The sequence below is a fragment of the Streptomyces sp. NPDC008125 genome, from assembly GCF_042957125.1.
GTDB lineage: Bacteria > Actinomycetota > Actinomycetes > Streptomycetales > Streptomycetaceae > Streptomyces.
The window spans coordinates 236,031-261,354 of record NZ_JBIBHR010000005.1; the positions used below are offsets into that span (position 1 = coordinate 236,031).

The 25,324-nt window shown below is 71.8% G+C and carries 24 protein-coding genes; 6 read left to right on the forward strand and 18 right to left on the reverse strand.

The genetic code is table 11. The annotated features are described in order from the left end of the window. Positions 1-76: 76 nt before the first annotated feature. The 3 genes from ACFZAX_RS11115 to ACFZAX_RS11125 form a co-directional block, all read right to left on the reverse strand. Entirely contained in the window at positions 77-2,104 is a 2,028-nt protein-coding gene (locus ACFZAX_RS11115) for an NB-ARC domain-containing protein (RefSeq protein ID WP_390960779.1), read from the reverse strand. A gap of 223 nt (positions 2,105-2,327) precedes the next feature. Then, a complete protein-coding gene (locus ACFZAX_RS11120; RefSeq protein WP_390960780.1) occupies positions 2,328-3,236 on the reverse strand; it encodes a zinc-binding dehydrogenase in 909 nt (302 codons plus the stop codon). 5 nt (positions 3,237-3,241) lie between these two features. Further along, on the reverse strand, positions 3,242-3,967 hold the full coding sequence (locus tag ACFZAX_RS11125) for a ScbR family autoregulator-binding transcription factor (RefSeq protein WP_390960781.1): 726 nt from the start codon (positions 3,965-3,967) through the stop codon (positions 3,242-3,244). A gap of 302 nt (positions 3,968-4,269) precedes the next feature. Between ACFZAX_RS11125 and ACFZAX_RS11130 the strand changes: the two genes are divergently transcribed. Beyond that, positions 4,270-5,034 (forward strand): SDR family oxidoreductase, encoded by a 765-nt coding sequence (locus ACFZAX_RS11130; protein ID WP_390960783.1) that lies wholly within the window; start codon positions 4,270-4,272, stop codon positions 5,032-5,034. Between the two features lie 147 nt (positions 5,035-5,181). Here ACFZAX_RS11130 and ACFZAX_RS11135 read toward each other — a convergent pair whose 3' ends face one another. From ACFZAX_RS11135 to ACFZAX_RS11145, 3 genes are all read right to left on the reverse strand, one after another. Further along, the gene (locus tag ACFZAX_RS11135) at positions 5,182-5,973 is read right to left on the reverse strand and encodes a DeoR family transcriptional regulator (RefSeq protein WP_390960785.1); all 792 of its coding nucleotides are present in this window, start codon (positions 5,971-5,973) and stop codon (positions 5,182-5,184) included. Positions 5,974-6,061: 88 nt separating this feature from the next. After that, a complete protein-coding gene (locus tag ACFZAX_RS11140; protein ID WP_390960787.1) occupies positions 6,062-7,420 on the reverse strand; it encodes a gluconate:H+ symporter in 1,359 nt (452 codons plus the stop codon). Then, positions 7,417-8,829 carry a homoserine dehydrogenase gene (locus ACFZAX_RS11145; protein ID WP_390960788.1) on the reverse strand — a complete coding sequence of 471 codons (1,413 nt, stop codon included), beginning with the start codon at positions 8,827-8,829 and terminating at the stop codon, positions 7,417-7,419. Before ACFZAX_RS11145 ends, ACFZAX_RS11140 begins: the two co-directional genes overlap by 4 nt. Positions 8,830-9,033: 204 nt before the next feature. Here ACFZAX_RS11145 and otnK point away from each other — a divergent pair, with 204 nt between their 5' ends. Next, positions 9,034-10,323 carry a 3-oxo-tetronate kinase gene (gene otnK, locus ACFZAX_RS11150; protein WP_390960789.1) on the forward strand — a complete coding sequence of 430 codons (1,290 nt, stop codon included), beginning with the start codon at positions 9,034-9,036 and terminating at the stop codon, positions 10,321-10,323. After that, complete coding sequence (locus ACFZAX_RS11155) at positions 10,320-10,970, forward strand: class II aldolase/adducin family protein (protein WP_390960791.1); 651 nt, start codon at positions 10,320-10,322, stop codon at positions 10,968-10,970. Before otnK ends, ACFZAX_RS11155 begins: the two co-directional genes overlap by 4 nt. A gap of 35 nt (positions 10,971-11,005) precedes the next feature. On the opposite strand, the gene ACFZAX_RS11160 is transcribed toward ACFZAX_RS11155, so the two are convergent. Both ACFZAX_RS11160 and ACFZAX_RS11165 read right to left on the reverse strand, forming a co-directional pair. Then, the gene (locus ACFZAX_RS11160) at positions 11,006-11,500 is read right to left on the reverse strand and encodes a hotdog fold thioesterase (protein ID WP_390960792.1); all 495 of its coding nucleotides are present in this window, start codon (positions 11,498-11,500) and stop codon (positions 11,006-11,008) included. Positions 11,501-11,900: 400 nt separating this feature from the next. Then, a complete protein-coding gene (locus tag ACFZAX_RS11165) occupies positions 11,901-12,311 on the reverse strand; it encodes a winged helix-turn-helix transcriptional regulator (RefSeq protein ID WP_390960793.1) in 411 nt (136 codons plus the stop codon). 100 nt (positions 12,312-12,411) lie between these two features. On the opposite strand from ACFZAX_RS11165, the gene ACFZAX_RS11170 reads away from it, so the two are divergent. Then, complete coding sequence (locus ACFZAX_RS11170; RefSeq protein WP_390960794.1) at positions 12,412-13,269, forward strand: alpha/beta fold hydrolase; 858 nt, start codon at positions 12,412-12,414, stop codon at positions 13,267-13,269. Between the two features lie 367 nt (positions 13,270-13,636). Here the strand turns inward: ACFZAX_RS11170 and ACFZAX_RS11175 are convergent, their stop codons facing one another. From ACFZAX_RS11175 to ACFZAX_RS11205, 7 genes are all read right to left on the reverse strand, one after another. Then, positions 13,637-14,614, reverse strand: coding sequence for a bile acid:sodium symporter (locus ACFZAX_RS11175; RefSeq protein ID WP_390960795.1), 978 nt, complete (start codon positions 14,612-14,614; stop codon positions 13,637-13,639). 164 nt (positions 14,615-14,778) lie between these two features. Then, on the reverse strand, positions 14,779-15,123 hold the full coding sequence (locus ACFZAX_RS11180) for a hypothetical protein (RefSeq protein ID WP_390960798.1): 345 nt from the start codon (positions 15,121-15,123) through the stop codon (positions 14,779-14,781). Continuing rightward, entirely contained in the window at positions 15,120-15,983 is an 864-nt protein-coding gene (locus ACFZAX_RS11185; protein ID WP_390960799.1) for an isocitrate lyase/phosphoenolpyruvate mutase family protein, read from the reverse strand. The genes ACFZAX_RS11180 and ACFZAX_RS11185 overlap by 4 nt, the downstream gene beginning before the upstream one ends. Positions 15,984-16,371: 388 nt before the next feature. Next, positions 16,372-16,968 carry a phosphohydrolase gene (locus ACFZAX_RS11190; protein WP_390960800.1) on the reverse strand — a complete coding sequence of 199 codons (597 nt, stop codon included), beginning with the start codon at positions 16,966-16,968 and terminating at the stop codon, positions 16,372-16,374. A 142-nt stretch (positions 16,969-17,110) separates the two neighbouring features. Beyond that, positions 17,111-17,659, reverse strand: a complete 549-nt coding sequence (locus tag ACFZAX_RS11195; RefSeq protein WP_390960801.1) for a TetR family transcriptional regulator — start codon at positions 17,657-17,659, stop codon at positions 17,111-17,113. Then, positions 17,659-18,243: a DapH/DapD/GlmU-related protein gene (locus tag ACFZAX_RS11200; protein WP_390960804.1), complete on the reverse strand. Its 585-nt coding sequence runs from the start codon at positions 18,241-18,243 to the stop codon at positions 17,659-17,661. The genes ACFZAX_RS11195 and ACFZAX_RS11200 overlap by 1 nt, the downstream gene beginning before the upstream one ends. Positions 18,244-18,322: 79 nt before the next feature. Further along, the gene (locus tag ACFZAX_RS11205) at positions 18,323-18,916 is read right to left on the reverse strand and encodes a CGNR zinc finger domain-containing protein (protein WP_390960806.1); all 594 of its coding nucleotides are present in this window, start codon (positions 18,914-18,916) and stop codon (positions 18,323-18,325) included. A 56-nt stretch (positions 18,917-18,972) separates the two neighbouring features. Between ACFZAX_RS11205 and ACFZAX_RS11210 the strand changes: the two genes are divergently transcribed. After that, a complete protein-coding gene (locus ACFZAX_RS11210; RefSeq protein ID WP_390960807.1) occupies positions 18,973-20,310 on the forward strand; it encodes an MFS transporter in 1,338 nt (445 codons plus the stop codon). A gap of 154 nt (positions 20,311-20,464) precedes the next feature. Here ACFZAX_RS11210 and gap read toward each other — a convergent pair whose 3' ends face one another. From gap to ACFZAX_RS11225, 3 genes are all read right to left on the reverse strand, one after another. Next, the gene (gene gap, locus ACFZAX_RS11215) at positions 20,465-21,463 is read right to left on the reverse strand and encodes a type I glyceraldehyde-3-phosphate dehydrogenase (protein ID WP_390960810.1); all 999 of its coding nucleotides are present in this window, start codon (positions 21,461-21,463) and stop codon (positions 20,465-20,467) included. Positions 21,464-21,728: 265 nt separating this feature from the next. Beyond that, positions 21,729-22,685 (reverse strand): helix-turn-helix domain-containing protein, encoded by a 957-nt coding sequence (locus ACFZAX_RS11220; RefSeq protein ID WP_390960811.1) that lies wholly within the window; start codon positions 22,683-22,685, stop codon positions 21,729-21,731. Between the two features lie 502 nt (positions 22,686-23,187). Next, positions 23,188-24,099 (reverse strand): LysR substrate-binding domain-containing protein, encoded by a 912-nt coding sequence (locus ACFZAX_RS11225; protein ID WP_390960813.1) that lies wholly within the window; start codon positions 24,097-24,099, stop codon positions 23,188-23,190. 156 nt (positions 24,100-24,255) lie between these two features. Between ACFZAX_RS11225 and ACFZAX_RS11230 the strand changes: the two genes are divergently transcribed. Further along, positions 24,256-25,266 (forward strand): aldo/keto reductase, encoded by a 1,011-nt coding sequence (locus ACFZAX_RS11230; protein ID WP_390960815.1) that lies wholly within the window; start codon positions 24,256-24,258, stop codon positions 25,264-25,266. Positions 25,267-25,324: the final 58 nt, after the last annotated feature.

Sequence of the window (25,324 nt, forward strand, 5' to 3'; positions counted from 1 at the left end):
CATCCGTGCACACCACCGAATCGGTGTTTCTCCGCACGGTTCAGGACCGATCGACGCCCCCGGGCGTCGGGGCAGGTCAGGCCTGACGCCGCTCGGGGCGCAGCGCGTGGGCCAAACCGTGCTCCGCGGTGTCCCTGAGCGCCCGGTCGTAGGCCGACTCGTACGCCGAGTGCCCCGCGGCCTCGCGGGCGAGGCGCTCCCACCGGTCACGGATCGCGCCCAGCTCCGGAGTGCCGCGGTGCGGGTGGCCGACCATCCGCCAGAAAGTCTGCCCCGTCCCCAGGGTGCGCGCCGCGCCCACGCCGTCGCCCTGGGCGGCGATGGCACCGGCGAGCAGGTCCAGCGCGAGGGCGATCCCGAGACTGTCCTGGAGCTGGTGCTTGCTGGTGAGCATGGCGCGGGCATGGGTCTCCGCGTCCCGCGGCCGGCCGTGCATCATGTGTATGAGCGCCAGTTGGTGGTCCGCGTAGCCGCGCGCCCAGCGGTCCCCGTACTCCCGACTGATCCGCTGGAGTCCGACGGCGTCCCCGTACGCCTCCTCCAGCCGGCCCTGGGCCGTCAGCGCGAACAGGCGTATCACCCGGCAGCGCAGGACGGACGGCGCGACGGCGGGTTCCACCGGCAGTTCCCGCAGCGCGCCGTCGCTCACCGCCAGCGCCGCCTGCGGACGGCCCGCCATGAGGTGGTTGAAGCTCACCGTGTGCGCGGCGGAGAGGATCGATTCGGCATCCGCGTCCTCCCGAGCGCAACGGGCGCACTCCTCCCCGACCTCGGCCGCCGCCCCGTGGTCCCCCTGGAGAGTGAGAGTGACACCGAGGGCCCACAGGGCCCGGGTCCGGTCCCTGCCACCGCCCGGGTGCAGGGCGAGGACCCGCTCCAGATAGGAGCGCGCCTGGTGGAGATGGCCGCAGCAGCTCCAGAACAGCCCGGCCTGACCCGCCATGCGCAGGGCCAGTGCGGGGGAGGCCACCAGGAGGTGGTCCAGAGCGGCTGACAGATCCGTGTGACTCTCGTCCATACGCCGGTAGTGCGCGAGCTGGCGGGGGCCCAGCCACCCCCGGTGCGACTTGTCCGTGACCTCGGCGAAGTGCGCGGCGTGCCGGTCGGCCAGCACCCCGTCCTCCGCCAGTTCCCGCAGCCACATGGCACCGTACTCGCGCAGCGTGTCGAGCATGCGGTAGCCGGCGCCGTCCCGCTGCAGCACCGACTGCGCGGCGAGCCTCTCCAGGCCGCGCGCCACCTCGTCCGGTGTGAGCGGCCCCCCGGAGCAGATCGCCTGCGCGTCCGCCAGCCGGATCCCCCCGTGGAAGACGGAGAGCCGGGCCCACAGCAGCCGTTCGAGCGGCGCGCACAGTTCGTGGCTCCAGCCGATCGTCGTCCGCAGCGCCCGGTGACGCCGGGGCCAGGTCGTGTCGTCCACGAGCGAGTCGAGCCGGGAGGTGAGCAGCTCGAGAAGATCCTCCGCCTCGGACTCCCGCAACCGGGCACAGGCGAGTTCCACGGCGAGCGGAATGCCCTCCAGGCGCCGGCAGATCTCTGCCACGGCCGCCGCCGGCCGCGGCGCGTCGAGTTGCCGGGCCGGGGCGGTGAGCGCGGCCCGCTCACGGAAGAGGCGCTGGGCGTCGCTTCCGGTGGCCAGCGGCGGCACCGCCACGACGTACTCGCCCGCCACGTCCAAGGGCTCCCGGCTGGTGGCGAGCACGGTGAGCCCGGGTGCCGCGGCGAGCAGCCGCTCCACCAGATCCCGGCAGGCCGTCAGGACCCTTTCGCAGCAGTCCAGGACGAGCAGCAGCCGCTGATCCGCCAGCCATTCGCTCAGCGCCTCCACCGGACGGCGCCGACTGTGGTCCAGCAGACCGACCGCGTCGCAGACGGCGGTCGTCAGCGACGCGTCACCGTGCAGGTGCGAGAGATCGGCCCAGCAGACACCGCCGGAGAAACGAGCAGCTATTCGGTCCGCGACATGGAGCGCGAGCCGGCTCTTGCCTATGCCGCCGGGGCCCGTGAGAGTGACCAGCCGGTGTTCGTCCAGTGCCCGCTCGGTCCGGGCCAGCTCACCGCTTCTGCCGATGAAACTGGTCGTGACGGCGGGTGGGTTGCCCATCACGGGGTCATCCTGCCTCCCCCGGGGGCGCGCCTTCTCCTCTTGTGCGGAAGCAATCAAAAACGGCCGACATGTGATGCTCGGGGAGCCAGGAATTGGCGTGAATCCCCGTGGCGCCGACGGGCCGGAGGAGCCTCGCCCGCAGCCGGTACGGCACCGACCCCCGGGCCGTACGCGTCCCGTACGCCGGGTCGCGTACGCCGGGGCCCGCGTGCGCTCCGGCTCAGGGCCGCAGTACCAGTTTTCCCACGGTGCGGCGTGCGAGCAGGTCCTCGTGCGCCCGCCCGGCCTCGGCCAGCGGACGGACGCCCCCGGTGAGGGGAGTCAGCCGACCCCGCAGCGTCAGGTCGAGAAGCTCGCCGAGCGCCGTCGAGAAGGCGCCCGGACGGGAGAGCGACCTGCCCAGCTGAAACCCGGTCACCGACGCGTTCAGCATCAGGAGCCGGCCCGTGTCCAACGCCGCCGGCGCGGACCTGGAGGCGTTGCCGTAGGTGACGATCCTGCCGTGTTCCGCGAGCGAGGCCAGCCCCTGGTCGAAGAGCGCGCCCCCGGAGGCGTCCAGCACGATGTCCGCCTTCCCGGCGAGCGGGTACTCGACCGCCTCGTCCGCACCCGCCTTCAGGGCGGCGGCACGTTTCTCGGACGTCGAGGCCACCGCCACCACACGGCCGGCGCCGAACTCCCGGGCCAGCTGCACCAGCAGATTGCCCACGCCGCCGGCGGCCGCGTGCACCACCACGCTCTCGCCCGGCACCAGCCGTGCGGCCGACTTCAGCAGGTGCCAGGCGGTGAGTCCCTGTGTCAGCAGCGCCAGCGCCTGCCCGGCGTCGAGTTCCTCGGGAAGGCCGATCATGGTGGCCGGATCCGCGCTCACGCGCTCCGCGTAGCCGGACCGCACCTTCGCCAGAACCCGCCGGCCGTCCTCGGCGCGTCCGACGACCTCCGTACCGGGGATGAACGGGTGGCCGCCCGGGGCCGGGTACGTGCCGTCGGTGACCATGGTGTCCACGAAGTTCACACCGGCCGCCTCGACGTCGAGCAGCACCCGTCCCTCCGCGGGGACGGGGTCGGGCACCTCCGCGTACTCCAGCACCTCGGGGCCACCGGATCTGTGGACGTGGATCGCGTGCATGCGTGTCACCGTTTCGACGGGGGAACAGAAGCGCCCATCCGCCCGGTCAGCGCCGGGAACGAGGCACCTGGCACGTTATCGAACGTCACCGAGAGGTCCCAGCTGGGCCGCCCCAGCTCGTCGAACACGTGGTGGGCGCGGTCCGGATCGGTGGACAGCACCCGCAGCACTCCCGGCACCGCGATGCCGGGCAGGACCAGCCGATAGAGGTCGGAGGCGAGGAGGAGCAGGCTGTCCGGCCTGTCCACGGTGGTGGAGACGAGCTGTAATCCGGTGAACGCGCCCACCAGCACGTTCGCGGTCTCCATCGGGTCGATGTGCTCGAACACCTCGCCCTGGGAGCGGCCTTCGGTCAGCAGGGTCGCGATGACGTCCCGCCACTGCGGCCACGGTCCGCCGAAGAACGGCCGGGCGTTCTGGTCGGCGGCCAGTCGTGCCGCACCCTGGAGTAACGGCTCGCGGGGCAGCCGGTACGCGAGGAGCAGGCCCAGATCCACGATGGCCTGCATCTTCACCGGGTTGTCCGGCTTGATGATGACCGCGTGCTGGAGCACCGCGTGCGCCAGCGCCTCCTTGCCGGAGAAGTGGAAGTACAGGGCGCCTTTGGTGACTCCGGCCAGGGACATGATCTCGCTGATGGTGGACGCTTCGTACCCGTTCGACGCGAACACCGCCGCAGCGGCCTCCAGCACGGTGTAGCGCGTTCTGATGGCCCGCTCCTGCTGCGCCATGCCCGACTCCTTCGGTCCGTCCGCCCGGTCCCCCTGCCGCGCGGCGCGTCTCGTGAGGAGGGCCGGCGCGAAACAGGCGCGCCGGTATGTTACCCCTGCTCGCGGGCCCTGACTCCCGTGACCGGTGGGGCATGTGACGGACCGGCACCTGCCGTCCGAAGGCGGGTTCGACGCCCGCCGCCGTCGGGTCCTCGCCACCCCTTCCGCTCAGCCGTTCCACCTCGGTGATCACCCTTCCGAGGCTCCCTGTACGGTTCCAGGAACCGGCGGACCGGCCGCCGGGTGGACGGAGCTGGGCGCGCATGGGATCCCTCAAGGGCAGGACGGCGCTGGTGACCGGCGCGAGCCGCGGCATCGGACGCGGGATCGCCAGGCGCCTCGCCGCGGACGGCGCACTCGTCGCCGTCCACTACGCGAGCAACGAGGAGGCCGCCGCGCGGACCGTCGCCGGCATCCGCGACGACGGTGGACACTGCTTCCCGGTACGCGCCGAGCTCGGCGCCGACGGAGACGTCCGGGCCCTGTTCGACGCCTTCGACGCCGGCGCCCGCGAGCAGGGGGCCGGGCCGGGGATCGACATCCTGGTCAACAACGCCGCCGTCAGCATCTCCGCGCGCATCGAGGATCTGCGGGCCGAGGACTTCGACCGGCTGATCGCGGTCAACACCCGGGCTCCCCTCTTCGTCATCCAGGAGACGCTGAAGCGGATGGGGGAGGGCGGCCGCATCGTCAACATCTCCTCCGCCGCGAGCAGGAGGGCGCTGCCGCGGACCCTCGCGTACTCGATGAGCAAGGGGGCGGTCGACTCCCTGACCCGCACCCTGGCGGAGGAACTGGGCCCCCGCGGCATCACGGTGAACGCCGTGGCACCGGGGTTCGTCGAGACGGAGATGAACGCCTCCCGGCGCGCCACCGAGGAGGCGCGGAACGCGATCGCCGCACTCTCGGCCTTCGACCGGATCGGCCGCCCCGACGACATCGCCGACATCGTCGCGTTTCTGGCGTCCGACGACTCCCGGTGGATCACCGGTCAGTACATCGACGCCACCGGCGGCAGCAAACTCTGACGACCCGGGCCGTGCCCGGCCGTCCCCGTCGGGCGGACGGTGTCCGGTGATCCGATGCGCGGGGCCGGCCACGGCCCCGACACCGAGTGCCCTCCCCCTCTCCGGCCGGAGAGGGAAAGGGCACCGTGGCGGTTCTGGCGAGGCCGCTCAGACACGCGCCAGACGCAGGTCCACACCGCCGGCTCGGATCCCCTCTGCTGCGGCCGTGGCCAGCGCGTCGTCCGTGACGACGGTGTCGAACGAGCCGAGCGGGGCCACCCTGAACTTGCCGAAGGTGCCGAACTTCGAGGATCCGGCGACCAGCACGGAGATCCCCGTGCACTCCATCGCGGCCTGCTTGACCTCCACCTTGGCGGCCGACGGAGTGGTGACCCCGCGCAGCAGGTCCCAGGAGCTGGTGCTGATGAAGGCGATGTCCAGGGCGAGCTGCCGCAGCGTGGTGGCGGCCAGGCGGCCGACGCTCGACCGGTTGGACGGGTCCACCTGTCCACCGATGTGTATGACGTCGAGGTGGGTGAAGGACATCAGCCGGTCCACGGTCGTGAAGTCGTTGGTGACGACCGTCAGCGACTCGTGACGCGCCAGCAGCGGGACCATCGCCAGCAGGGTCGTGCCGGCGTCCAGATAGACCGTCATGCCCTCCCGTACGAGCTCCACCGCGTTCGCCGCCATGGCTTTCTTCTCCGGCTGCTCCACGAGCGACTTCGCCTGGAAGCTGGGCTCGCTCTGGAGATGGCTGGCGATCCGGACACCGCCGGGCACGGAGAACACGAGGCCCTGCCGCTCCAGTTCGGCGATGTCGCGGCGGACCGTCATGTGCGAGACGCCGAAGATCTGCGTGATCTGCTGCACGCTGAGCACTCCGTCACGGCGCAAGTGCCTCACCAGCAGTTCACGCCGCTGATCGGGGATCAGCGGCAGGGGCTCTTCGTCGGCCATCTACGGAACACCTTTCTTCCCACGACCACCACAGGTCGCTGCTCGATTGTGCCGTTCCCGGTGCTGTGGGCCCAAAAGGACTCGATGTTCAGGAACCGACGAACGTGCTGAGCAGCAGGACTCCGCCGAGGCTGAGCAGCGACTGCAGCGACAGCATGAGCGTCCAGGTACGGAACGTCTGCGCCACCGACAGCTGGTAGTACTCCTTGAAGAGCCAGAAGCCGGAGTCGTTGACGTGCGAGAGCATCACCGCGCCGGAGGCGGTCGCGAGGACCAGCAGTTCCGGCGAGAGGCCGGGGTACGCGCCGATGAGGGGCGCCACGATCCCGGTGGCCGCGGCGGTGGCCACCGTCGCCGATCCCAGGCAGATCCGCAGCAGGGCCGCGACCAGCCAGGCGAGCAGCAGCGGCGGGATCGACCAGTGGACGGCGTAGTCGGAGATCAGCTTGTCGATGCCCGTCGCGGTGAGCATCGCCTTGAGGCCGCCCCCGGCGCCCAGGATCAGCACGATCCCGCCGACCGGGCCGAGGCCCTTGCCCGCCATCTTCTGGAGCTGGCCGAGACCGAAGCCGGAGCGGAGGCCCAGGGCGAAGAAGGCGAACACCACGGCGGCGAGGAGCGAGATCACCGAGGAGTCGCAGGCCTCGAAGAACGCGTAGGGAAGAGAGCCCTCGGCCGTGTTGGAGGTGCCCACGGTTCCGATGAGCATGAGCACCGGCGGCAGCAGCACGGTGACCAGCGCCAGGGTGAAGGACGCGGGCCGGCGCTGGTTCTCCGGCGCGGGTCCCGGCTCGGGGACCGGCCCGTTGTCCAGGTCGGGGGCGGGGCCGAACCACCGGGAGGCGAACCTGGTGAGCAGCGGACCACTGATCACGGCGATCGGGATGCCGATGATCAGGCCGTACATGATGGTGAGGCCGGTGTTCGCGCCGTACGCGGAGACCGCCAGCGTGGGGGAGGGGTGCGGGGGCAGCAGGCCGTGCGAGATGTACAGGCCCGCCGCCATCGGAAGCCCCACGTACAGCAGGTGCGTCCCGGTGCGCTTGGCCACCGCGTAGACGAGCGGCACCAGCATCACGAAGCTGACGTCGAACAGGTGCGGCATGCCGATGAGGAGCGCCGCGGCGGTGATCGCTGTGGGGATCCACTTCACGGGACGGGCGCCGATGAAGACGGTGGCTATTCGGTCGGCGCCGCCCGAGCCCAACAGGATGCCGCCGAGGATGGTGCCCAGGCCGATGGTCGGGCCGGTGCTCTTCAGGGCGTCGCCGAAGCCGTCCTGGAAGTGCGAGACGGTGTCGCCGGGGCCGATGCCGGCCGCGAGCCCGAGGCCGAGGGCGGCGAGGGCGAGCGCCAGGAACGGGTGGAGCTTGGCCTTCGTGATCAGAAGGATGAGGACGACGACGGCGGCGACGCCCAGCAGCAGGTGCTGGAGATCGGTGCTCATCGACCGCTCGCAGGGGCGGGGGAGGAGCCGGTGGCGCGGGAGGTGCGTCCGGCGGTCCAGGCGTGCAGCAGGTCTGCGTCGGCGTCGGCGAGATCCGCGAGCGTGATCAGCTCACCGGCCCCGACGTCGCGGCTGAGGGTTGCGTGGGCCGCCAGGTAGAGCGGGGCGGTGTCGACGGGGGCGTCCTCGTCGCGCAGCAGTACGGCCTGCACGCCGGTGACGTCGTGGTGGTGGCCGCCCATGTCCAGCACGGTGCCGGCCGGCAGGTCGTGCCGGGCGCGGCCGGCCAGTACGGCGTGTCCGCGCGGGTCGGTGCCGCCCGAGGGCCGGCCGTGCAGCACCGCGGAGAGCAGCGAGACGGGGGTCTCGACTCCCATGAGGTGGTACGGGAGGTAGATGGCGGCGTACCGGCCGTCGCGGCTGACGACGTGCCCCTTGCCCCGCAGCGTCTCCCAGGTCACCGGGTCGCCGGTGCGTACGACGACGAACACACCGCCTGCGAACGACGCCTCGTCCGGCAGCCGCAGTGCGCTGAAGACGTCGACGGCGCCCGGGCGGCGCAGCACGCCGCCGTCCTCGCGGAGGGCGTAGACGTCGGCGAGTTCGGCGATCCGGGCGACCGGGTAGTGGAGGCGCTCGGTGTCGGGCCGGAAGCCGGTGTTGGTGGCGACGACGGCCATCTCGCAGTAGTCGGCGGTGGCGCCGACCGGGAGCGCGGACACCGCTGCGGCACGTGCCGCCAGGGTGGAACGCGGGTCGCCGCCGAGGGAGAGCAGTCCGGCGAGCTCCGGCGCGGGGACGGTGGTGTCGAGCTGGGTGACCGTACCGGCGTCCGGGTCGAGGACCAGGTCGTACTCGCTGGACTTGCCGATGGCCACGATGTCGAGGCCCAGCAGTTCGGCCCAGGTCACCAGCGCGATGAGGTTGGCCGGCTGGTCGCCGTCGGCCGTGGTGTAGACGACACCGTTTTCCTGGGCGAGGTCGGCGAGGTGCAGACCCGCGACGGAATCGACCTCCTTGCTCACCATGGCGACGTGGCGCCCGGCGGTCAGCGCGGCGCGCGCCATGGCGAAGCCGTCGGCGGGGCTGCCGGTCGCCTCCACCAGGATGTCCCAGGCACCCGCCGACAGCAGGGCGCCCTCGCGCACCAGGGCGATCCGGCCTTCTTCGCCGGCCCGGGCGACCTCGTCCGCGTCCGCACAGACACACAGGGCGTCCGGGGCGTACCCGAGTTCGAGAAGCATCTCCGTCAGGCGCTCCACGTCCCGGTCGCAGAGGACGGAAGGTGCCAGCCGGTCGATCCGCAGGGTCTGGGCGAGCAGGGTCCGGGCGAAGCCGCCGCCGGCTCCGGACAGCGCGTACCGCACGGTCCGGTCGCCGGTGCCGGCGAAAGGGTGGTGCACGTTCATGGGTGGCTCTCCTAGACGGGCGCAGGACGCGGTGGTACGGCTCCGAACGGGGGCGGTCTCGGTCTGTGACGCGAGCGCACCGGGGAGCTTGTTAACAAGATGTATCAGCAGATCCCGTATGCGTAAAGTCTGTTAACATAATTTCACATGCCGGATCATGGATCACCCTCCCGGCACCGCACCCAACGCAAGGGGGTCCGTCCGATGCCGACGCTCGGGGCCATCGCCGACGACTTCACCGGAGCAACCGATCTCGCCACGATGCTCGTCGCGCGCGGCTACCGGACGGTGGTGACCGTCGGCCCCGACGGCATCACGGACAGCCGGAGCGGACCGGCGGTCCGCGAGGCGGACGCGCTGGTCGTCGCTCTCAAATCACGAACCGCCCCCGTCGGCGAGGCGGTCGCCGACTCGCTCGCGTCCCTCCGTGCGCTGCGCGACGCGGGCTGCCGGCGGTTCTACTTCAAGTACTGCTCGACCTTCGACTCCACGCCGCACGGCAACATCGGCCCGGTCGCGGACGCGCTCCTGGCCGAGCTCGGTGAGCGGCGCAGCATCGTCGTCCCGTCCTTCCCCGCCACCGGGCGGACGGTCCGGAACGGACTGCTCTCCGTCCACGGCGAGCTGCTGGAGGACAGCCCGATGCGCCACCACCCGCTCACCCCGATGCGGGACTCGCACGTCGGACGTCTCCTCGCCCCCCAGACCGGCCACCCGGTACGGCTCGTCGGCCTCGACACCGTACGGACCGGGATCGCCGCTCTGCGGGCGGCGCTGGACGAGCCGGATTCGGCCGACGCACTGACCGTCGTCGACGCGGTCACCGACGACGATCTGCGCACCGTCTCCGCAGCGGCGGAAGACCTCACCCTGGTCACCGGTGCCGCCGGGCTGGCGCTGGGCCTCACCGGCCCGCGCCCGGACGCGGACACCGCACGCGCCACACCCGCCTCCGCGCCCGGGGCCCCCGGCGTCGTGCTCTCCGGCAGCGCCTCGTCCGCCACCCGCGCCCAGGTGGCCCACGGGCGGACCCTCCTGCCGCACCGCAAGCTCGACCTCGCCGCACTGCGGGCGGATTTCAGCGGCACCGTCGACGCTCTCGTCGCCTTCGCACGGGCCTGCTGGCAGGACGACCCGCGGCGGCCACCACTCATCTACGCGGTCGACGACCTGAGAGACCTCCGACAGCCCGCGCCTCCCGGCGCCGAATCCGCCGCCGAGCTCGTCGAACGCACCCTCGCGACCTGCGCCGCGCGGCTCGTCGACGCGGGCGCCCGCCGGCTTCTGGTCGCGGGCGGGGAGACCTCCGGCGCCGTGGTCACAGCGCTCGGCGTACGGACTTTGAGCATCGGAGCACCCATCGCCCCGGGCGTCGCCTGGGCGCGGGCCGAAGGCCGGGTCAACGACCGCGATCACACCGTGGACCTCGCGCTCAAGTCCGGGAATTTCGGCGACACGACCATCTTCACCGAAGCCTGGAGCGCCCTGGTATGAGTACCCCCCGAGCCGACCTCGCGGCCGCCGGAGCACACCTCGCGGCCCTCGGACTCAGCCCCGGCTCCTCCGGCAACCTCAGCGTCCGCGACGGTGAGCACATCCTCATCACCCCGACCGGCGCCGACCTCGCCCGTATCGACCCCGGAGCACTGAGTGTCCTCGACCCCGACGGGCAGCACGTCGACGGGCCCCGCCCCTCGAAGGAATTCCCGCTCCACACGGCCCTCTACCGCAGGAATCCCGAGACCGGGGCCGTGGTGCACCTGCATTCCCGCCACGCCACCGCGGTGTCCTGCCTTACGCCCTGGTCGCCGCGGAGCGCCGTCCCCCCACTGACGCCGTACTTCGTCATGCGGGTCGGCCAGACGCCCCTCCTCCCGTACGCCCCGCCGGGCGACGCCGCACAGGCGGAGCATCTCGCCGGCCTCGACTTCCCGCTGCGGGCGGCGCTGCTGCAGAACCACGGGCCGGTGGTGGCGGGCACCGACATGGGGGCGGCCGTCGAATCGGCGGTCGAACTGGAAGAGGTCTGCGCGCTCCTCCTGGCCCTCGGCGACCGCCCCGCCCGCCTCCTCGGCCCGGAAGAATCGGCGCTGCTCGCCGCCAAGTACGCGTCACCCTGGGGCACCGGCGACCGCGTCTGAGAATCCCGCCCCGGAGCCGGACAGCGCGTGCCCGTCTACCGCGGTTTGAGCGGGACGATCAGGCAGGTGCTGGTCGCGTGCGCGAGGAGGCGGTCCTCCGCGTCGAGGAGCTCCGCCTGCGCCAGGCAGGTGGTGCGGCCGCTCTTGAGGACCGTGCCCACCGCCCGCACGGTGCCGGTGTCCGCCGTGATCGTCCGGAGGAACTTCACGCTGAGGTCGAGGGAGGTGTACCCCACCCCGGCGGGCAGCACCGAGTGGACGGCGCAGCCGGCCGCCGAGTCGAGCAGCGTCGCGTACACACCGCCGTGGACGCTGCCGATCGGGTTGTAGTGCTCTTCGCCCGGTTCCAGGGTGAACACCGCCCGCCCGGCGTCCACTTCGGTGATCCGGAATCCCATCATCCGGCTGATCGGCGGACTGGGGAGGCGGCCGGCCACGAGGTCGCGCAGCATCTCCAGCCCGGTCGCCGTGCCGACGGCACCGGCAGAGACCGAAGGGTCTTCCCAGTCGTACGTGCGTGTCCGGCCCATCTGCCGCGCTCCCGCCGTTCGTGTCCACCCGACGCTGCCCCGTACTCCCCGGCGGGTGTGCGACGGCAGCTGCGGCACCTCGCCGCGATGCACCGTATCCGACGCCGCGCGGGCGGCCCCCACGGATCACGGGACAGCCCTTCGCCTCACTTCCGCCTGAGCCGCGCCGGAACGTCCCCGAGCAGCTGGACGGCGACCGCGATCACCGCTGGAGCGCGGCCCTGCACGCCGGGCGGCCCCACGGATGTGCTGCCGGTAGTCGATGCCCTCCTCGGGAGCGCTCTGTGCGGTGAACACGACGTCGGCCCGGCCGGGACCCAGCGCCACCCCGGAGCGACGGGGCAACAGGGCGGCGACGCGGGCCACGTCCTGAGCCTCCCGCACGGGGTGACGCTCCGGCTCACCGCTCCTCGCCCTCCTGATCGGCGGCCTCGTTGGCGCGGTCGATCTCGGCCATGTGCTCCTCCGCCCAGGTCCGGAGCCCCGCAAGCGCGGCTTCCAGGGACAGCCCGAGTCCGGTGAGCCGGTAGAAGACCCGCGGCGGCACGGTCGGCTCGACCCGCCGAGACACCAGCCCGTCGCGGGTCAGGCTGCGCAGCGTCACGGACAGCATCTTCTGCGAGATGCCGGGCATCCGGCGTCTCAGCTCCGCGAAACGCACCTCGTCCGGTGCGGCATCGGCGAGCGTCCTGACGGCCATGGACGTCCACTTCGTGCCGATGCGGTCGAGCAACTGCCGCGTCGGACACTGGGGATCGAACAGATCGCCGCGTACCCCGCGACCGGTCGCCCGGGCTCCTCGGGCGGTCACCTACAGCTCACCACCTTCCCTGGAAGTGCCGTCTAGGAAGCGGCCGCGCCGTTACCTATCGTTCTGTGGTCACCCATGGTAACCACCTGGAGGAGCCGTCATGCCTGCGACCACCCCACTCCGGCTACACCGCATCACGACCAACGGCGTCCAACTCAACGTCGCAGTCGCCGGGGACGGGCCTGCGGTTCTCCTGTTGCACGGCTTCCCGCACACGTGGCAACTCTGGAGCGGCATCATGGGCCGACTGGTCGCGCGGCACCGGGTGATCGCCCCGGACCTTCGCGGCTTCGGCGCCAGTGCGCGTGCCGTCGAGGGCTACGACGCGGGGACTCTCGCCGCCGACGCCGAGGGGCTGCTCGACGTCCTCGACGAGCCCTCGGCGGCGGTGGTCGGCATCGACGCGGGCACCGCCCCCGCCGTACTGCTCGCACTGCGCCGACCCGACCTCGTCCGGCGCCTGGTCGTGATGGAAGCACTGCTCGGCCCCCTGCCCGGAGCAGGACACGGCATCGAGGGCGGCACCCCGTGGTGGTTCGGCTTCCACGCCGTTCCCGGCCTCGCCGAGACCGTCCTGGCCGGCAACGAGGCCCCGTACATCGACTGGTTCCTCGACTCGGGGACGCTCGGCCGAGGAGTACCCGACGACATCCGGGCGGCCTTCGTCCACGCGTACACCGGAAAAGAAGCCTTGCGCTGCGCGTTCTCCTACTACCGGGCCCTCCCCACCAGTGCACAGCAGATCAGGGAAGCCGTCGCGACAACGCGGCTGACCATGCCCACCATGGCCATCGGCTCACATCCTGTCGGCACCGGGCTCGAACGCCAACTCCGCCCCATCGCCGACGATCTGGTCGGACACCACCTCCAGGACTGCGGCCACATCATCCCCCTCGACCGGACCGACGACCTGTTCGCGCTCCTTGCGCCCTTTCTCTCCGCCGGTCTGCCGCAGTGAGCGGTGGTGTGCTGCGGTGCGGGCCAGGTGGCGATCTCGGCCGGTCCGTGGCCTTGGCCGGGGCAAACCCGCCGCCCCGGGAGGGCGTCCATGGCCAGGGACCGACTTCGGCCCGGGTCAGCGAGCGCGACAACGGGACCCATCGGTAACGCGCGACGGCGGAGGGTTTCTGACGGGGCGTCCTTCCTTTCCTCCGCCCCTCCGCCCCTCCGCCCCTCCGCCCCTCCGCCCCTCCGCCCCTCCGCCCCTCCGCCCCTCCGCCCCTCCGCCCCTTCGTCTCCTCGTGGCGGACTGACCGCGAGCCGCGTACCTCACCCTCGGGGATGAGGCACGCGGCTCCGGCCCGACGCGCCTGGCCGGACACGGCTCACCCGTCGACGGCCACCGGGGACGCGGACGGGCCGACCGCCGTGGCCTGCTCCACCGGTGCCGACCGTGACCAGCGGCCGGCGAGCCCCGCACAGACCATCAACTGCATCTGGTGGTAGAGCATCAGGGGGAGTACGGCCAGGGCGGCCCTGCCGCCGAAGAGCACCGCGGCCATGGGCAGTCCGTTCGCCAGGCTCTTCTGCGAGCCGCACATCACCATCGCGATCCGCGACGGACGGTCCAGCCCGGCGAACCGGGCCGCGGCCTGTGTGAAGGCCAGAGCCACCGCGAGCAGCACCGCGAGGACTGCCAGCAGCCCCAGCAGCCGGAGCGGGGTGACACGGCTCCAGACGCCCTGGTTCATCCCCGCGCTGAACGCCACGTAGACCACCAGCAGGATGGAGGCGCGGTCCACGGGGCCGAGGACGCGCTTGTTCCTGGTGACGAATCCTCCGATCCGCCGGCGGAGCAGTTGCCCGGCGACGAACGGGGCGAACAACTGGCCGCCGATGCGGAGCAGTCCGTCCGCCGAGAGGCTCACCTCCGAGCCGATCAGCCAGGCGGCGAGCAGTGGGGTGGCCGCGAGCCCGATCAGACTGGAGTAGGTGCCGGCGCAGATGGCCGCCGCGATGTCGCCCCCTGCGGTCGAGGTCAGCGCCACCGACGACTGGACGGTGGACGGCACGACGCTCAGGAAGAGTAATCCGGCGCCGAGTTGACCGGCCAGCAGATCGGGCGCAAGCCGGAGCGCCACCAGCCCGAGCAGCGGGAACAGTGCGAAGGTGGAGATCAGGATCAGTGAGTGGAGGCGGATGCGGCGCAGACCCGCCAGCGTCTCGCGGGTGGAGAGCCGCACGCCGTAGAGGAAGAAGAGAAGGACGATCGCGATCTCCGACGCGGTCCGGGTGGCCGCCTCGGCCCCGCCGGAGGCGGGCAGCAGCGCCGCCAGCGCCACGGTCGCGACGAGCGCCGTCACATAGGGATCGAGGAACTTCGGCCACCGGAGCGGGCGTTGCGGCGTCGGGACCGTCGGGACCGTCGGGACCGTCGGGACCGTCTGGGCTGCTGGGGTCGCTGGGCGCGGTCCGGCAGGAGAGGCGCCCGGTGGGCGGTCGTCGGTGCTCTGCCGCCCGGCGCCGGTCATCCGCCGTCCTCGGAATCGTCGTCGGTGCGGTCGGGGTTGATCAGGGTGTCCATGAGGTCCACCGCACTGCCGTCGTGGTCGCTGCCCGAGGTACCGCTGCCGTGATTGGTGTTCGCCGTGCGGTCGATCTCCAGCCAGGAGTCCGCGTTCGAGTTGTCGATCAGCTTCAGGCCGCCGATCAGCGTCAGGTCCCCGGCCGCTGCGGGAGAGCCGACGGCGGTGAGAACCGCGGCGACCAGCGTCACCGCGGCGGCGGAGCCCCGGCCGGAGTGCGGACGCCTGTGCGGCCCCCGGCCGGGGCGGTAGGAAGCCGCCCCGGCCGGAAGCTTGCGTACGGTCATGCGGAGATGGCCTCTCGCGTGTCGTGGTGGCGGCTGATGTTTTGCGCCAGCAGCTCGGTCGACTCGCGGACACCGACCTCACCGGTGCCGCCGGCCTCCGGCAGCCGCCCGTCCGCGTACTGCAGCTCCGCCAGCGCCGTGTCCATCGCCCGGTGTGCGGCGAACAGGCAGGGGGTGCTGTAGATCGCCACGTCCACGCCGAGTTCCGTCAGCTCCGTGAGCGAAAGGCGGGGAGACTTGCCGCCCGCGATCTGGTTGAACAGCAGCGGCTTGTCGCCGACGACCCGGCGGATCCGCTTGATCCACTCGACGCTGCGTACCCCGTCCACGAGGACCACGTCGGCATCGGTCTCGGCGAGCGCCTCCGCCCGCCGCAGGATGTCGGCCTCCTCCGTGGCGTCCGTACGCGCGACCACCACCAGGTCCTTACGGGTGGCCAGCACCAGCTCCAGCTTCTCCAGGTACTCGTCGAGGGGGAGTACCTGCTTCCCGTCCGCGTGGCCGCACCTGCGGGGCCGCTTCTGGTCCTCCAGGATCACCCCGGAAGCGCCGATGCGTTCCAGGCGCTGCACCACGTGGCAGGCGACCTCAAGGTCGACGTAACCGTCGTCGATGTCCACGAGGAGGTGCTGGCGGGGGAAAGCGCCGCGCAGCCGCTCGACGAATGCCACCATGTCGGGCCAGGCGATGAACCCGATGTCCGGGAGGCCGTAATAGGATGCCGCGAATCCGAATCCGGAGACGAAGAAGCCGTTGTAGTGCTGGGCCGCCACCGATGCGGAGTACATGTCGTAGATTCCGATGAGCGGCGTCGTGCCGGACTCCTCGATTTCTTGGCGCAGGGCATTTCCGTACGTCATTGCTATTTCTCCGTGGCTGTTGATGGCCCTGGGGTTCCGGGCCAGGGGGGTGCGGCTGTCTGCGGGGGAGCCCCCGACGATGTGTTGACTTCGCATAGTCGGATGATGAGTCAAATATGGATTGACTTTGCCGACGAGCGCGGAAGGGGTGATCCAAAAGGATTCGTCCGCCCTTCTGGGAAAACCATAGCTTTGCCTGCTGTTTGCCTGCAAGGTGAAGTTTCGGCTCTGGCGAGAAAGTGCCGTCTGTAATCTCGATAAAACAATTGAATACCGATGGCACGAGCACGTGATCGGGGATCCGGATGTTGATGTGCTTTCCTTCCGGTAATCCGGTAATCCGGCGGGGGGTGAGGGGGCGTGAGGTGTCGGACGGGGTCGTGGGGCGTCAGGCGAGCACCGGGTAGGAGGCCTGGAAGGCGAGCCGCTGGTCGGCCACCTCGCCGACGCGTTCCAGCACCTCGTCGAGTGCGAGGTACTCCTCCCACTGCGGTCTGCCCGTCGCTCGGACGAGGCGCGCGACGACGAGGTCTTCCAGCTCAGGGACGCGCTTGTTCTTCCAGGCCTTGTCGGCAGTGCTCACCAAGAGGTCTTCCAACGTCACCCCGGGGGCCGTCCATGTTCCGTGAGTTCCGGCGAAGCGCGCCAGACCGGCGCTGAACCCGTGCGCCAACAGCAGTTCCCTGCCGGCCTCTTCGTGGCGGGAGCCGGGCCCGGAGAGTTCGGCGGGGTGTTCCGTCTTGCCGATGTCATGGGTCGCCGCTCCGAAGAGGACGGCCGTGCGGTCCACGGTGAGGCCGGGAGCCCGGCACTCGGTCCAGACGACCAGTTGGTGCGCCACGTCATGGACGGCGCGCAGATGGGCGGCCAGGCGCGGAGGTGCGTTCAGCGAAAGGAGAAGGTCCGCGACGGACCGGGGCAACGGCCGCAGCGGTGGGTCTGCGGGGTCGAACAGTGCACGGGACAGGGCGTCGGGCGAAGTCATCGGGGCAGGCTACGGCCTGCCGCCCCCGTACGTGTGGGGAAAGGCAGATGCGACAGGGCCCGTGAGGCGCGCGTCAGGTCGCGCCTCACGGGCGGTCGAGGGGGTCGGCCGTCGGCTCCGGGTCCGGGCGGGCGGGGGAGAGCTACCGGTGGTCCGCGGTGAGCCGGCCGACCGCCTCGCGCGTCAGCGCGCGCGGGTGGGGCTCGTGGTCCAGGGCGCGGTGCAGCGTCATGCCCTCGATCAGCGCGTCGACCTGGCGTGCGGTCTCCGGGTCGAAGTACCGCTCCAGGAGGGCGCGGCTGCGGAGCATCCACGCCTGGGTCAGCTCGCGGTACTCGGGTCGGCGGGCGGCGAGGGTGTAGAGCTCCTGGCCGAGGATCAGGTCGCGGCGGGGGCCTTCGGACAGCGTGTGGATGAGGTCGGTGACCGCGTCCCGGGCCTGCTCGACGGTCTCCACGCCGGTGAGATGGCGCTCGAAGACGGCCACGATATGACTCGCGAAGAGAGTGAACGCCTCGCGCAGCAGCTCGTCCATGCCGTCGAAGTGATACGTCATCGAACCGAGCGGGACCTTCGCACGCACCGCGATCTTGCGGTGGGAGACGCCGGGCACACCGTCGTCCGCGATCAGATCGAGAGTCGCGGCGAGGATGCGCTCGCGCCGCTGCGGATCCGCCTGCCCGGTCGCCATCAGACGCTGCGCACCGGGCGGGCGGGGTTGCCGACCGCGACGACGTCGGCGGGGATGTCCTTGGTGACCACGGAGCCGGCGCCGATGACGGAGTTGTCGCCGATCGAGACACCCGGGCAGACGATGACGCCGCCGCCGAGCCAGACGTTGTCGCCGATGGTGATGGGGAGCGCCGCTTCGAGTTTGTCCCGGCGGGGTTGCGGTTCCACGGGGTGGGTGGGGGTGAGGAGCTGGACGTTCGGACCGATCTGGCAGTCCTCGCCGATGGTGATCCGCGCGACGTCCAGGGCGGTCAGATGGTAGTTGACGAAGGTCCGTGCCCCGATGGAGATGTTGCTGCCGTAGTCGACGAAGAGCGGAGGGCGCAGGTCCACGCCCTCGCCCACCGAGCCGAGCAATTCGGCCAGGACGGCACCGGGCCGGCCGCCCTCAGCGAGGTAGGCCTCCTGGTATGCGGCCGTCAGCCGCATCGCGTTCTTCTGGCGCTGCCAGATCTCGGGGTCGTCGGCGATGTAGAGATCCCCGGCGAGCATGCGCTCCAGCTGGGTGCGCGGGTCGTCGGCGAAGTAGTCCGTCGTCGTCATGCGTACGATCGTACGCCTCGAATGCGTGGACGTACATCGGCTCCGTCGCGTGTCCGGGCGTCGAGAGGCCCGATCGCTGTCACTTCGCTGTCGCTGTCGAACGGCTGGAGGACTCGGTGGAGGGGCGGGAGCGCCGATGGGCGGCGACCCGTTCGCGGGTCGCACACCGGCGGGAGCAGTAGCGGCGTTCGGGTCCGCTGCCCCGGGCGAGGAAGACGTAGCGGCAGCCGACGGAGGAGCACACCCCGCCGGGCGGCCGTTGGGAGTCCCAGAGGAGCACCGTGAGAGCCATGCACGACGAGGCGAGGAACCACTCGTCCCACGGGGCCTCGTCGTCGTGGTCGAGATGCGGATGCCAGGGGCCGGTGCCGTCGTGGGAGGTGAGCCGGAGTCGTCCGGCGCGCTCCCGCAGGAGCCGGTCGAGCGCCTCGGCGGCGGTGTGGGTGTGCTCGGCGGCGAACACCGCCCGCAGCAGTCCGGCGGCCTCGCGCATCGCGGCGATGTCGTCGGCGGTGAGGGCGATGGGCTCCGCCTCGCCGAAGTCGCTCAGCACGGAGGCGACGTCGCGTGCGTCGGGGTATTCCGCGACGAGGGCGTTGACCAGCGCGACGGTCCGCCGTGCGGTGGCCAGTACGGAGTGCCGGGTGGACCAGTCGTCGGATGTGGAGGCCATCCGGCGAATGTAACGCATAGTGCGCGGTTTTGAGTTACCCGCGTAACGTTCCGAGGATGAGAAGGCGTTACCCCCTTCCGATGTACCTCGCCGGGGCGCTGGCCGCCCGGACCGGCGACGAGATGTCCGGCCCCGCGCTGCTGCTGGCCGGTTACGCCCTGACCGGGTCCGCCGCCGGGGCGTCCTCACTGCTCGCGGGGATCACCGTTGCCGCCGTGGTGGGCGGGCCGGTGCTGGGAGCTCTGCTCGACCGGGCGAGGCACCCCGGGCGCGTGCTGGCCGGAGCCCTGATCGTGTACGCCGCGGGTCTCGGGGCGATCCTGGTGGGCCTGGTCCGGTTGCCGTTCGCGGTCACCCTTCTGATCGCGGTGTCGGCGGGGCCGGTGGCGCCCGCCCTCTCGGCCGGCTGGTCGGCTCAGCTGCCCGGGGTGGTGCCCCCCGACCGCTTGCCGCGCGCCGGAGCCTTCGACGCCATGACGTTCAACGCCGCGAGTCTGGCCGGCCCGGCGCTCGCCGGGAGCATCGCCGGGGCGCTGGGCGCGCCTGCCGCGCTCGTCGTCTCCGCGGTACTCGTCGGAGCCGCCGTTCCCGCCGCGTGGACGCTGTCCGCCCCCTCCGGTCCGGGCCCCCGCGTACGGGCGGCCCCGCTCCGGGCCGACCTCGCCGCCGGAGCCCGGATCATCGTCGACAGACCCGCGCTGACCCGCGCGACGCTCACCCCGGCCCTGTCCTCCACGGCACAGGGCATGCTGGCGGCCTGCTCCGTGTCTCTCGGCGAACGAGTTCTGGGCGGAGCCGGCCGGGCAGCCCTCCTTCTCGCCTGCGCGTCGATCGCCGCCCTGACGGCCAACGCCGTTCTCGCGAGATTCCCGCCTCCCCTCGCCCCCGACACGATCGTCTGGGCCGGCGCACTCGTCCAGGCCGCTGCCTTGGCCCTCGCCGCCCACGCGGGTCCCGCCTTGCTCCTCGGGGCCGTACTCCTTGCAGGGGCGGGCGAAGGCCCCCAGCTCACGGCCGTGTTCGCGATCCGGCAACGCGAATCCCCGCCCCGTCTGCGCGGCCGGATCTCCACCGCCTGCGCGGGAGCGAAGCTGACCGGGTACGCCCTGGGAGCGGCCGCCGCCGGACCGGCGACGGCCTGGTCCCTGCCTGGCACGCTTCTCCTCGCGGCGAGCGTGTCGGCCCTGGCGGTGGCCGCGTTCTTCGCGGTTCCGTCGACGGCGACCCCCGCGTGGGAGGACGTACGGAGCGCGCGAAGGAGCCGGACACGGGGCGGGGGTGTTGTCCGCCGACCGGACGACGGCAGTTCGACGCCGCGCCCAGCGGTCACCTCGCGACGAGGGCGCACTCCCTCCCCGGGCGGTCGGGCGCGTCGGACACGCCCGCCACCGTGATGCCGAGCGAGGTCAGGTCCTTCTCCACCTCCGCGCGTCCCCGGAAGCGCAGCGTCGCATCCGACTCAGGACCTCGCCGCCGCCGCGAAGACGTGGGTCCGTCAGAAGCCCGCGAACCGCGTTCGGAGCGAGCGGGTCGGGGTCCGGCTCCCGGTCAGCCTGCCGCGAGGAGTTCGAGGGTGTCGATCACGCGGTTGGAGAAGCCCCACTCGTTGTCGTACCAGGCGACCACCTTGACGTGGCGGCCGTCGACACGGGTCAGGGCCGAGTCGAAGATCGACGAGGCCGGGTTGCCGGTGATGTCGGACGACACCAGCGCGTCCTCCGAGTATTCGAGCACCCCGGCGAGCGGACCAGCCGCCGCCGCGCGGTACGCCTCCAGCACGTCCTCGCGGCTCACGTCACGGGCGACGGTCGTGTTGAGTTCGACGATCGAGCCCACCGGCACCGGTACGCGGATCGAGTCGCCCGACAGCTTTCCGGCCAGGTTCGGCAGCACGAGGCCGATCGCCTTGGCGGCACCCGTGGTGGTCGGCACGATGTTGACGCCCGCCGCGCGCGCCCGGCGGGCGTCGCGGTGCGGACCGTCCTGCAGGTTCTGCTCCTGCGTGTAGGCGTGCACCGTGGTCATGAAGCCGTGCTCGATACCGGCGAGTTCGTCGAGTACGGCGGCGAGCGGCGCGAGCGCGTTGGTCGTGCAGGAGGCGTTCGAGACGATGGTGTGCGCCGCGGGGTCGTAGGCGTCGTTGTTGACGCCGTACGCGAGGGTGATGTCGGCACCGTCCGCCGGGGCGCTGACGAGTACCCTCTTCGCCCCCGCGTCGAGGTGGGCACGGGCGGCCCCGGCCGAGGTGAAGCGGCCGGTCGCCTCCAGCACGATGTCGATGCCGAGCTCGGCCCACGGCAGCCGCGCCGGCTCTCGCTCGGCGAGCACGGCGATGCGACGACCGTCCACGACCAGGGTGTCGCCGTCGGCGGAGACCGGGCGGCCCAGCCGTCCCGAGGTCGAGTCGAAGGCGAGCAGCCGCGCCAGGGCAGCGGGCTCGGTGAGGTCGTTGACCGCGACGATCTCCAGCTTGCTGTCGCGTTCCAGGAGCGCGCGCAGCACGTTGCGTCCGATGCGGCCGAATCCGTTGATGGCGATGCGAGTCATGAGCGGTGTCCCTTGTCCCTCGGTGCTGTCCGTCGTGCGGTTCACCTCCAGGTTCGCGCGCCGCGTGGGCCGGTGACAGCGGCTCGATCGCCACGGTCCGCAAGGATCGTGCCATCGTGCCGGAGGAGCCCGGACGCTGCTCGGACGCACGGCGCGGGCCCCGCTCCCCGGCCGACCGCGTGCATGGCGTAGCAGGCCGACACGCCTGGCTCCGGACCACGACCGGCCATCCACCCAAGGCTGCGGTCCTCTTCCGGGACAGCCTTCACTCGCCCCGCGCGAACGTCTGCCGGTACTCGCTCGGGGTGGTGCCGAGGATGCGCTGGAAGTGCAGCCGCAGATTCGCACCCGTACCGAGCCCGACGTCGGCGGCGATCTGCTCGACGCCCCGCTGTGAACGTTCCAGCAGCTCACGGGCCATGTCGACACGGGCCCGCATCACCCACTGCATCGGCGTGTACCCGGTGTCCTCGACGAAGCGCCGGGAGAAGGTGCGCGAGGACACGGCGGCGTGCCGGGCGAGCGCGTCCAGGGTGAGCGGCTCGCCGAGCCTGCGCAGCGCCCACTCCCGGGTCGAGGCGAACCGCTCGCCGAGGGACTCGGGCACGCTGCGCGGCACGTACTGGGCCTGCCCGCCACTGCGGTACGGGGCCGCGACCAGCCGCCGGGCCGCGTGGTTCGAGGCCGCCACCCCGAGGTCGCCGCGCAGGATGTGCAGGCACAGGTCGATGCCCGACGCGGCGCCGGCCGACGTCAGCACGCTGCCGTCGTCGACGAAGAGGACGTTCTCGTCGACCTGGACGAGCGGATGCTTCGACGCGAGCGCCCGGGTGTAGTGCCAGTGGGTCGTGGCGCGCTTGCCGTCGAGCAGGCCTGTGGCCGCGAGGGCGAAGGCGCCGGTGGAGATGGCGGCGAGCCGGGCCCCCCGGTCGTGCGCGGCGATCAGCGCTTCGAGGACGGCCCGGGGCGGCTCGTCACGGTCAGGGAAGCGGTATCCGGGCACGAAGACGATGTCGGCCCACGCGAGCGCGTCGAGGCCGTCGGCGACGTGGTACGAAAGCCCGTCGCCGCCGGTGACCAGTCCCGGGGCCGCCCCGCACACCCGCACCTCGTACGGCATGCTCGCGCGAGTCGTGAACACCTGTGCGGGGATGCCGACGTCGAGCGGCTTGGCGCCTTCGAGCACGAGTACGGCGACGTGATGCAAGGGCGAGGCGGACACGCGGACAGGGTACGCGGGGCGTCGCCCGCCGTCCCGGACCGCGGCCGCGGGGGCCCGTTCCTCCGGCGCGGGAGCGGTCGGCGCCTTCGTGGGTACTTCTCCGGGTTTCCGGCGCGCATCCTTCGCAGGGGTGGAGTACGGGGCGTGGGGGCCTGCATCCGGCGGACGGGGGCAGGCGTACGTCAAGGTCCCGCGGGCTCGCGGGACATGAACCGGTATTCCTCCCTCGACCGAGGGAGTGGGACGGAGTGGTGATGTCCTCGTTGACGAACGCCGCCGATGTGTCGGCTGCCCCCGCGTGGTTACACGTCGCGGTGATGGTGATCGCGGTCTTGGTACTGCTGTACAGCCTCTCCAAGCGCAGGAGTTGACCCCTTCGGAGGCCGGGCGCGGCCTCGCACGGGAGGGTTCGGAAGTGAAGAGGGCGAGGCGGCGAAACCGAGCGCGGACGGGCGGTGAAGGTGGGCGGTGAAAGCGGAACTCGCGCTCCCCTGCGGCGGATTCACCCGGCCGATGGAGTCGGGGCGCGGCCGTCCAGAACGGTCGTGCGGAAGGACGCCACCACCGGCCGCAGATCGACCCGGTGCCACGCGGCCCACAGATGCACCGATCCCCGGTGCCACGGCAGTTCCCGGACGGTGACGCCCTCGGTGGCGCCACGGACCATGCTCCGCTGGACCAGCGCCAGCCCCAGACCGGAGGCGACCAGCCCCAGAGCGGTCAGCGGCTCCGGAGCGCTGAGGCGGATGTCCGGGGTGAAGCCCGACGCCACGCAGTCGGCGACGAACCCGTCCCTGGCGGCCGGCTCGCCCGAACCCTCGACGGCGATCCAGGGCTGACCGTCCAGATCCCGCGCCGTGATTTCCTCCCGGCCCGCCAGTGGGTGGCCCGCCGGCAGGGCGAGCAGCAGCGGGTCCTCCAGCAGCGGGGCGGCCGTCAGGTCGGGATCGTCCTCGGCCGGCGGGCGCGGCACGAGAGCGATGTCGAGACTGCGCTGCCGCAGCCCCACGAACTGCTCCTCCGGATCGAGGCTGTAGAGCGCCACGTGGATGCCTGGCCGTTCCCCCTGGAGGGTGCGCAGAGCCGCGGGGAGAACTCCGGTGTGCATGGCGTCGGAGACGTACCCGATGCACAGCCCGCCCTCCTCCCCGCGTCCCAGGCGGCGGCCCAGGTTCTCCAGGCGCTCCGCGTGCCGCAGCAGCGCGCGAGTCTCGCTGAGGAAGACCCGCCCGTCGGCGGTCAGGCGGATGCGCTGCTGGCTGCGCTCGAACAGGGTGAGCCCCAGGCTCTTCTCCAACTGGGCGATCTGCCGACTGAGGGGCGACTGTGAGATGTGCAGTTCCTCCGCGGCGCGGCCGACGTGTTCGGCCTCGGCCACGGCCACGAAATAGCGAAGTTGTCGCAGGTCAAGCATGTAAGACCTCAGGGGACTCAAGTCAGTCCAAGCGTGTCTTGGACAGTCTCAAGTATCGCTCCTAATGTCGGAGAAGTCAGACCGGCGGCCCACCGCGGCTCTCACCAGGAGTCGTACGCGACGGTGCCGCCCCGCACTCTCCGTAAGGAATTCCCCATGGGCATCGCCCCGCTCCTGTCCGGCCCGATCGGCTTCGGAACCGCCCCGCTCGGCAACATGTTCCGCGCCATCCCCGACGCCGAGGCGGCCGCCACCGTCCAGGCCGCGTGGGACCACGGCATCCGCTACTTCGACACCGCCCCCTTCTACGGAGCCGGTCTCGCCGAGCTCCGCCTGGGCGAGGTGCTCGCCGCGCAGCCGCGCGACGACTACGTCCTGAGCACCAAGGTCGGCCGGGTGATCCTGGACGAGGTGGAGGACCCGGCCGCCCGCGAGCTCGGCGAGAAGGGCGGCCTCTTCGAGCACGGCCGCCCCAACAAGATCGTCAACGACTACTCGGCCGACGCCACGATGCGCTCCATCGAGGACAGCCTCACCCGGCTGAAGACCGACCGGCTGGACGTCGTCTGGGTGCACGACATCGCCCAGGACTTCTATGGCGACGAGTGGCTCGCCCAGTACGAGAGCGCGCGTACCGGCGCCTTCCGCACCCTGGACAAGCTCCGAGCCGAGGGCGTCATCAAGGCCTGGGGCGTGGGCGTGAACAAGGTCGAGCCGCTGGAGCTCACCCTCGACCTGGACGAGCCGAGGCCCGACGCCTTCCTGCTGGCCGGCCGCTACACCCTCCTCGACCACGACCGTGCCCTGCAGCGCCTGCTGCCCGGCGCCGCCGAACAGCACGTCGACATCGTCGTCGGCGGCCCCTACAGCTCGGGCATCCTCGCCGGCGGCACCCACTTCGAGTACCAGCAGGCACCGGCGGAGATCATCGCGAAGGTGGAGCGGATCAAGGCGCTCGCACAGGACCACGGGGTCGGCATCAAGGCCGCCGCCCTTCAGTTCTCCCTCGCCCACACCGCCACCGCCGCGGTCATACCCGGCGCCACCCGGCCCAGCCGTATCGCCGAGGACGTCGCCGCGCTCGGCGAGCGGATTCCGGCCGGCTTCTGGGCCGAGCTGCGCGAGGAGCGCCTGATCTCCCCCGACGCTCCGGTACCGACCGTCTGACCGTCCGTCCTCGCGGCCCGGCAGGACTCCGCCTGCCGCTTTCTTCAGCCGAATCCAG

Coding starts and splice junctions, on each gene's coding strand:
- ACFZAX_RS11115 (WP_390960779.1), bottom strand. CDS start 2,104: ATGGGCAACCCACCCGCCGTCACGACCAGTTTCATCGGCAGAAGCGGT.
- ACFZAX_RS11120 (WP_390960780.1), bottom strand. CDS start 3,236: ATGCACGCGATCCACGTCCACAGATCCGGTGGCCCCGAGGTGCTGGAG.
- ACFZAX_RS11125 (WP_390960781.1), bottom strand. CDS start 3,967: ATGGCGCAGCAGGAGCGGGCCATCAGAACGCGCTACACCGTGCTGGAG.
- ACFZAX_RS11130 (WP_390960783.1), top strand. CDS start 4,270: ATGGGATCCCTCAAGGGCAGGACGGCGCTGGTGACCGGCGCGAGCCGC.
- ACFZAX_RS11135 (WP_390960785.1), bottom strand. CDS start 5,973: ATGGCCGACGAAGAGCCCCTGCCGCTGATCCCCGATCAGCGGCGTGAA.
- ACFZAX_RS11140 (WP_390960787.1), bottom strand. CDS start 7,420: ATGAGCACCGATCTCCAGCACCTGCTGCTGGGCGTCGCCGCCGTCGTC.
- ACFZAX_RS11145 (WP_390960788.1), bottom strand. CDS start 8,829: ATGAACGTGCACCACCCTTTCGCCGGCACCGGCGACCGGACCGTGCGG.
- otnK (WP_390960789.1), top strand. CDS start 9,034: ATGCCGACGCTCGGGGCCATCGCCGACGACTTCACCGGAGCAACCGAT.
- ACFZAX_RS11155 (WP_390960791.1), top strand. CDS start 10,320: ATGAGTACCCCCCGAGCCGACCTCGCGGCCGCCGGAGCACACCTCGCG.
- ACFZAX_RS11160 (WP_390960792.1), bottom strand. CDS start 11,500: ATGGGCCGGACACGCACGTACGACTGGGAAGACCCTTCGGTCTCTGCC.
- ACFZAX_RS11170 (WP_390960794.1), top strand. CDS start 12,412: ATGCCTGCGACCACCCCACTCCGGCTACACCGCATCACGACCAACGGC.
- ACFZAX_RS11180 (WP_390960798.1), bottom strand. CDS start 15,123: ATGACCGTACGCAAGCTTCCGGCCGGGGCGGCTTCCTACCGCCCCGGC.
- ACFZAX_RS11185 (WP_390960799.1), bottom strand. CDS start 15,983: ATGACGTACGGAAATGCCCTGCGCCAAGAAATCGAGGAGTCCGGCACG.
- ACFZAX_RS11190 (WP_390960800.1), bottom strand. CDS start 16,968: ATGACTTCGCCCGACGCCCTGTCCCGTGCACTGTTCGACCCCGCAGAC.
- ACFZAX_RS11195 (WP_390960801.1), bottom strand. CDS start 17,659: ATGGCGACCGGGCAGGCGGATCCGCAGCGGCGCGAGCGCATCCTCGCC.
- ACFZAX_RS11200 (WP_390960804.1), bottom strand. CDS start 18,243: ATGACGACGACGGACTACTTCGCCGACGACCCGCGCACCCAGCTGGAG.
- ACFZAX_RS11205 (WP_390960806.1), bottom strand. CDS start 18,916: ATGGCCTCCACATCCGACGACTGGTCCACCCGGCACTCCGTACTGGCC.
- ACFZAX_RS11210 (WP_390960807.1), top strand. CDS start 18,973: ATGAGAAGGCGTTACCCCCTTCCGATGTACCTCGCCGGGGCGCTGGCC.
- gap (WP_390960810.1), bottom strand. CDS start 21,463: ATGACTCGCATCGCCATCAACGGATTCGGCCGCATCGGACGCAACGTG.
- ACFZAX_RS11225 (WP_390960813.1), bottom strand. CDS start 24,099: ATGCTTGACCTGCGACAACTTCGCTATTTCGTGGCCGTGGCCGAGGCC.
- ACFZAX_RS11230 (WP_390960815.1), top strand. CDS start 24,256: ATGGGCATCGCCCCGCTCCTGTCCGGCCCGATCGGCTTCGGAACCGCC.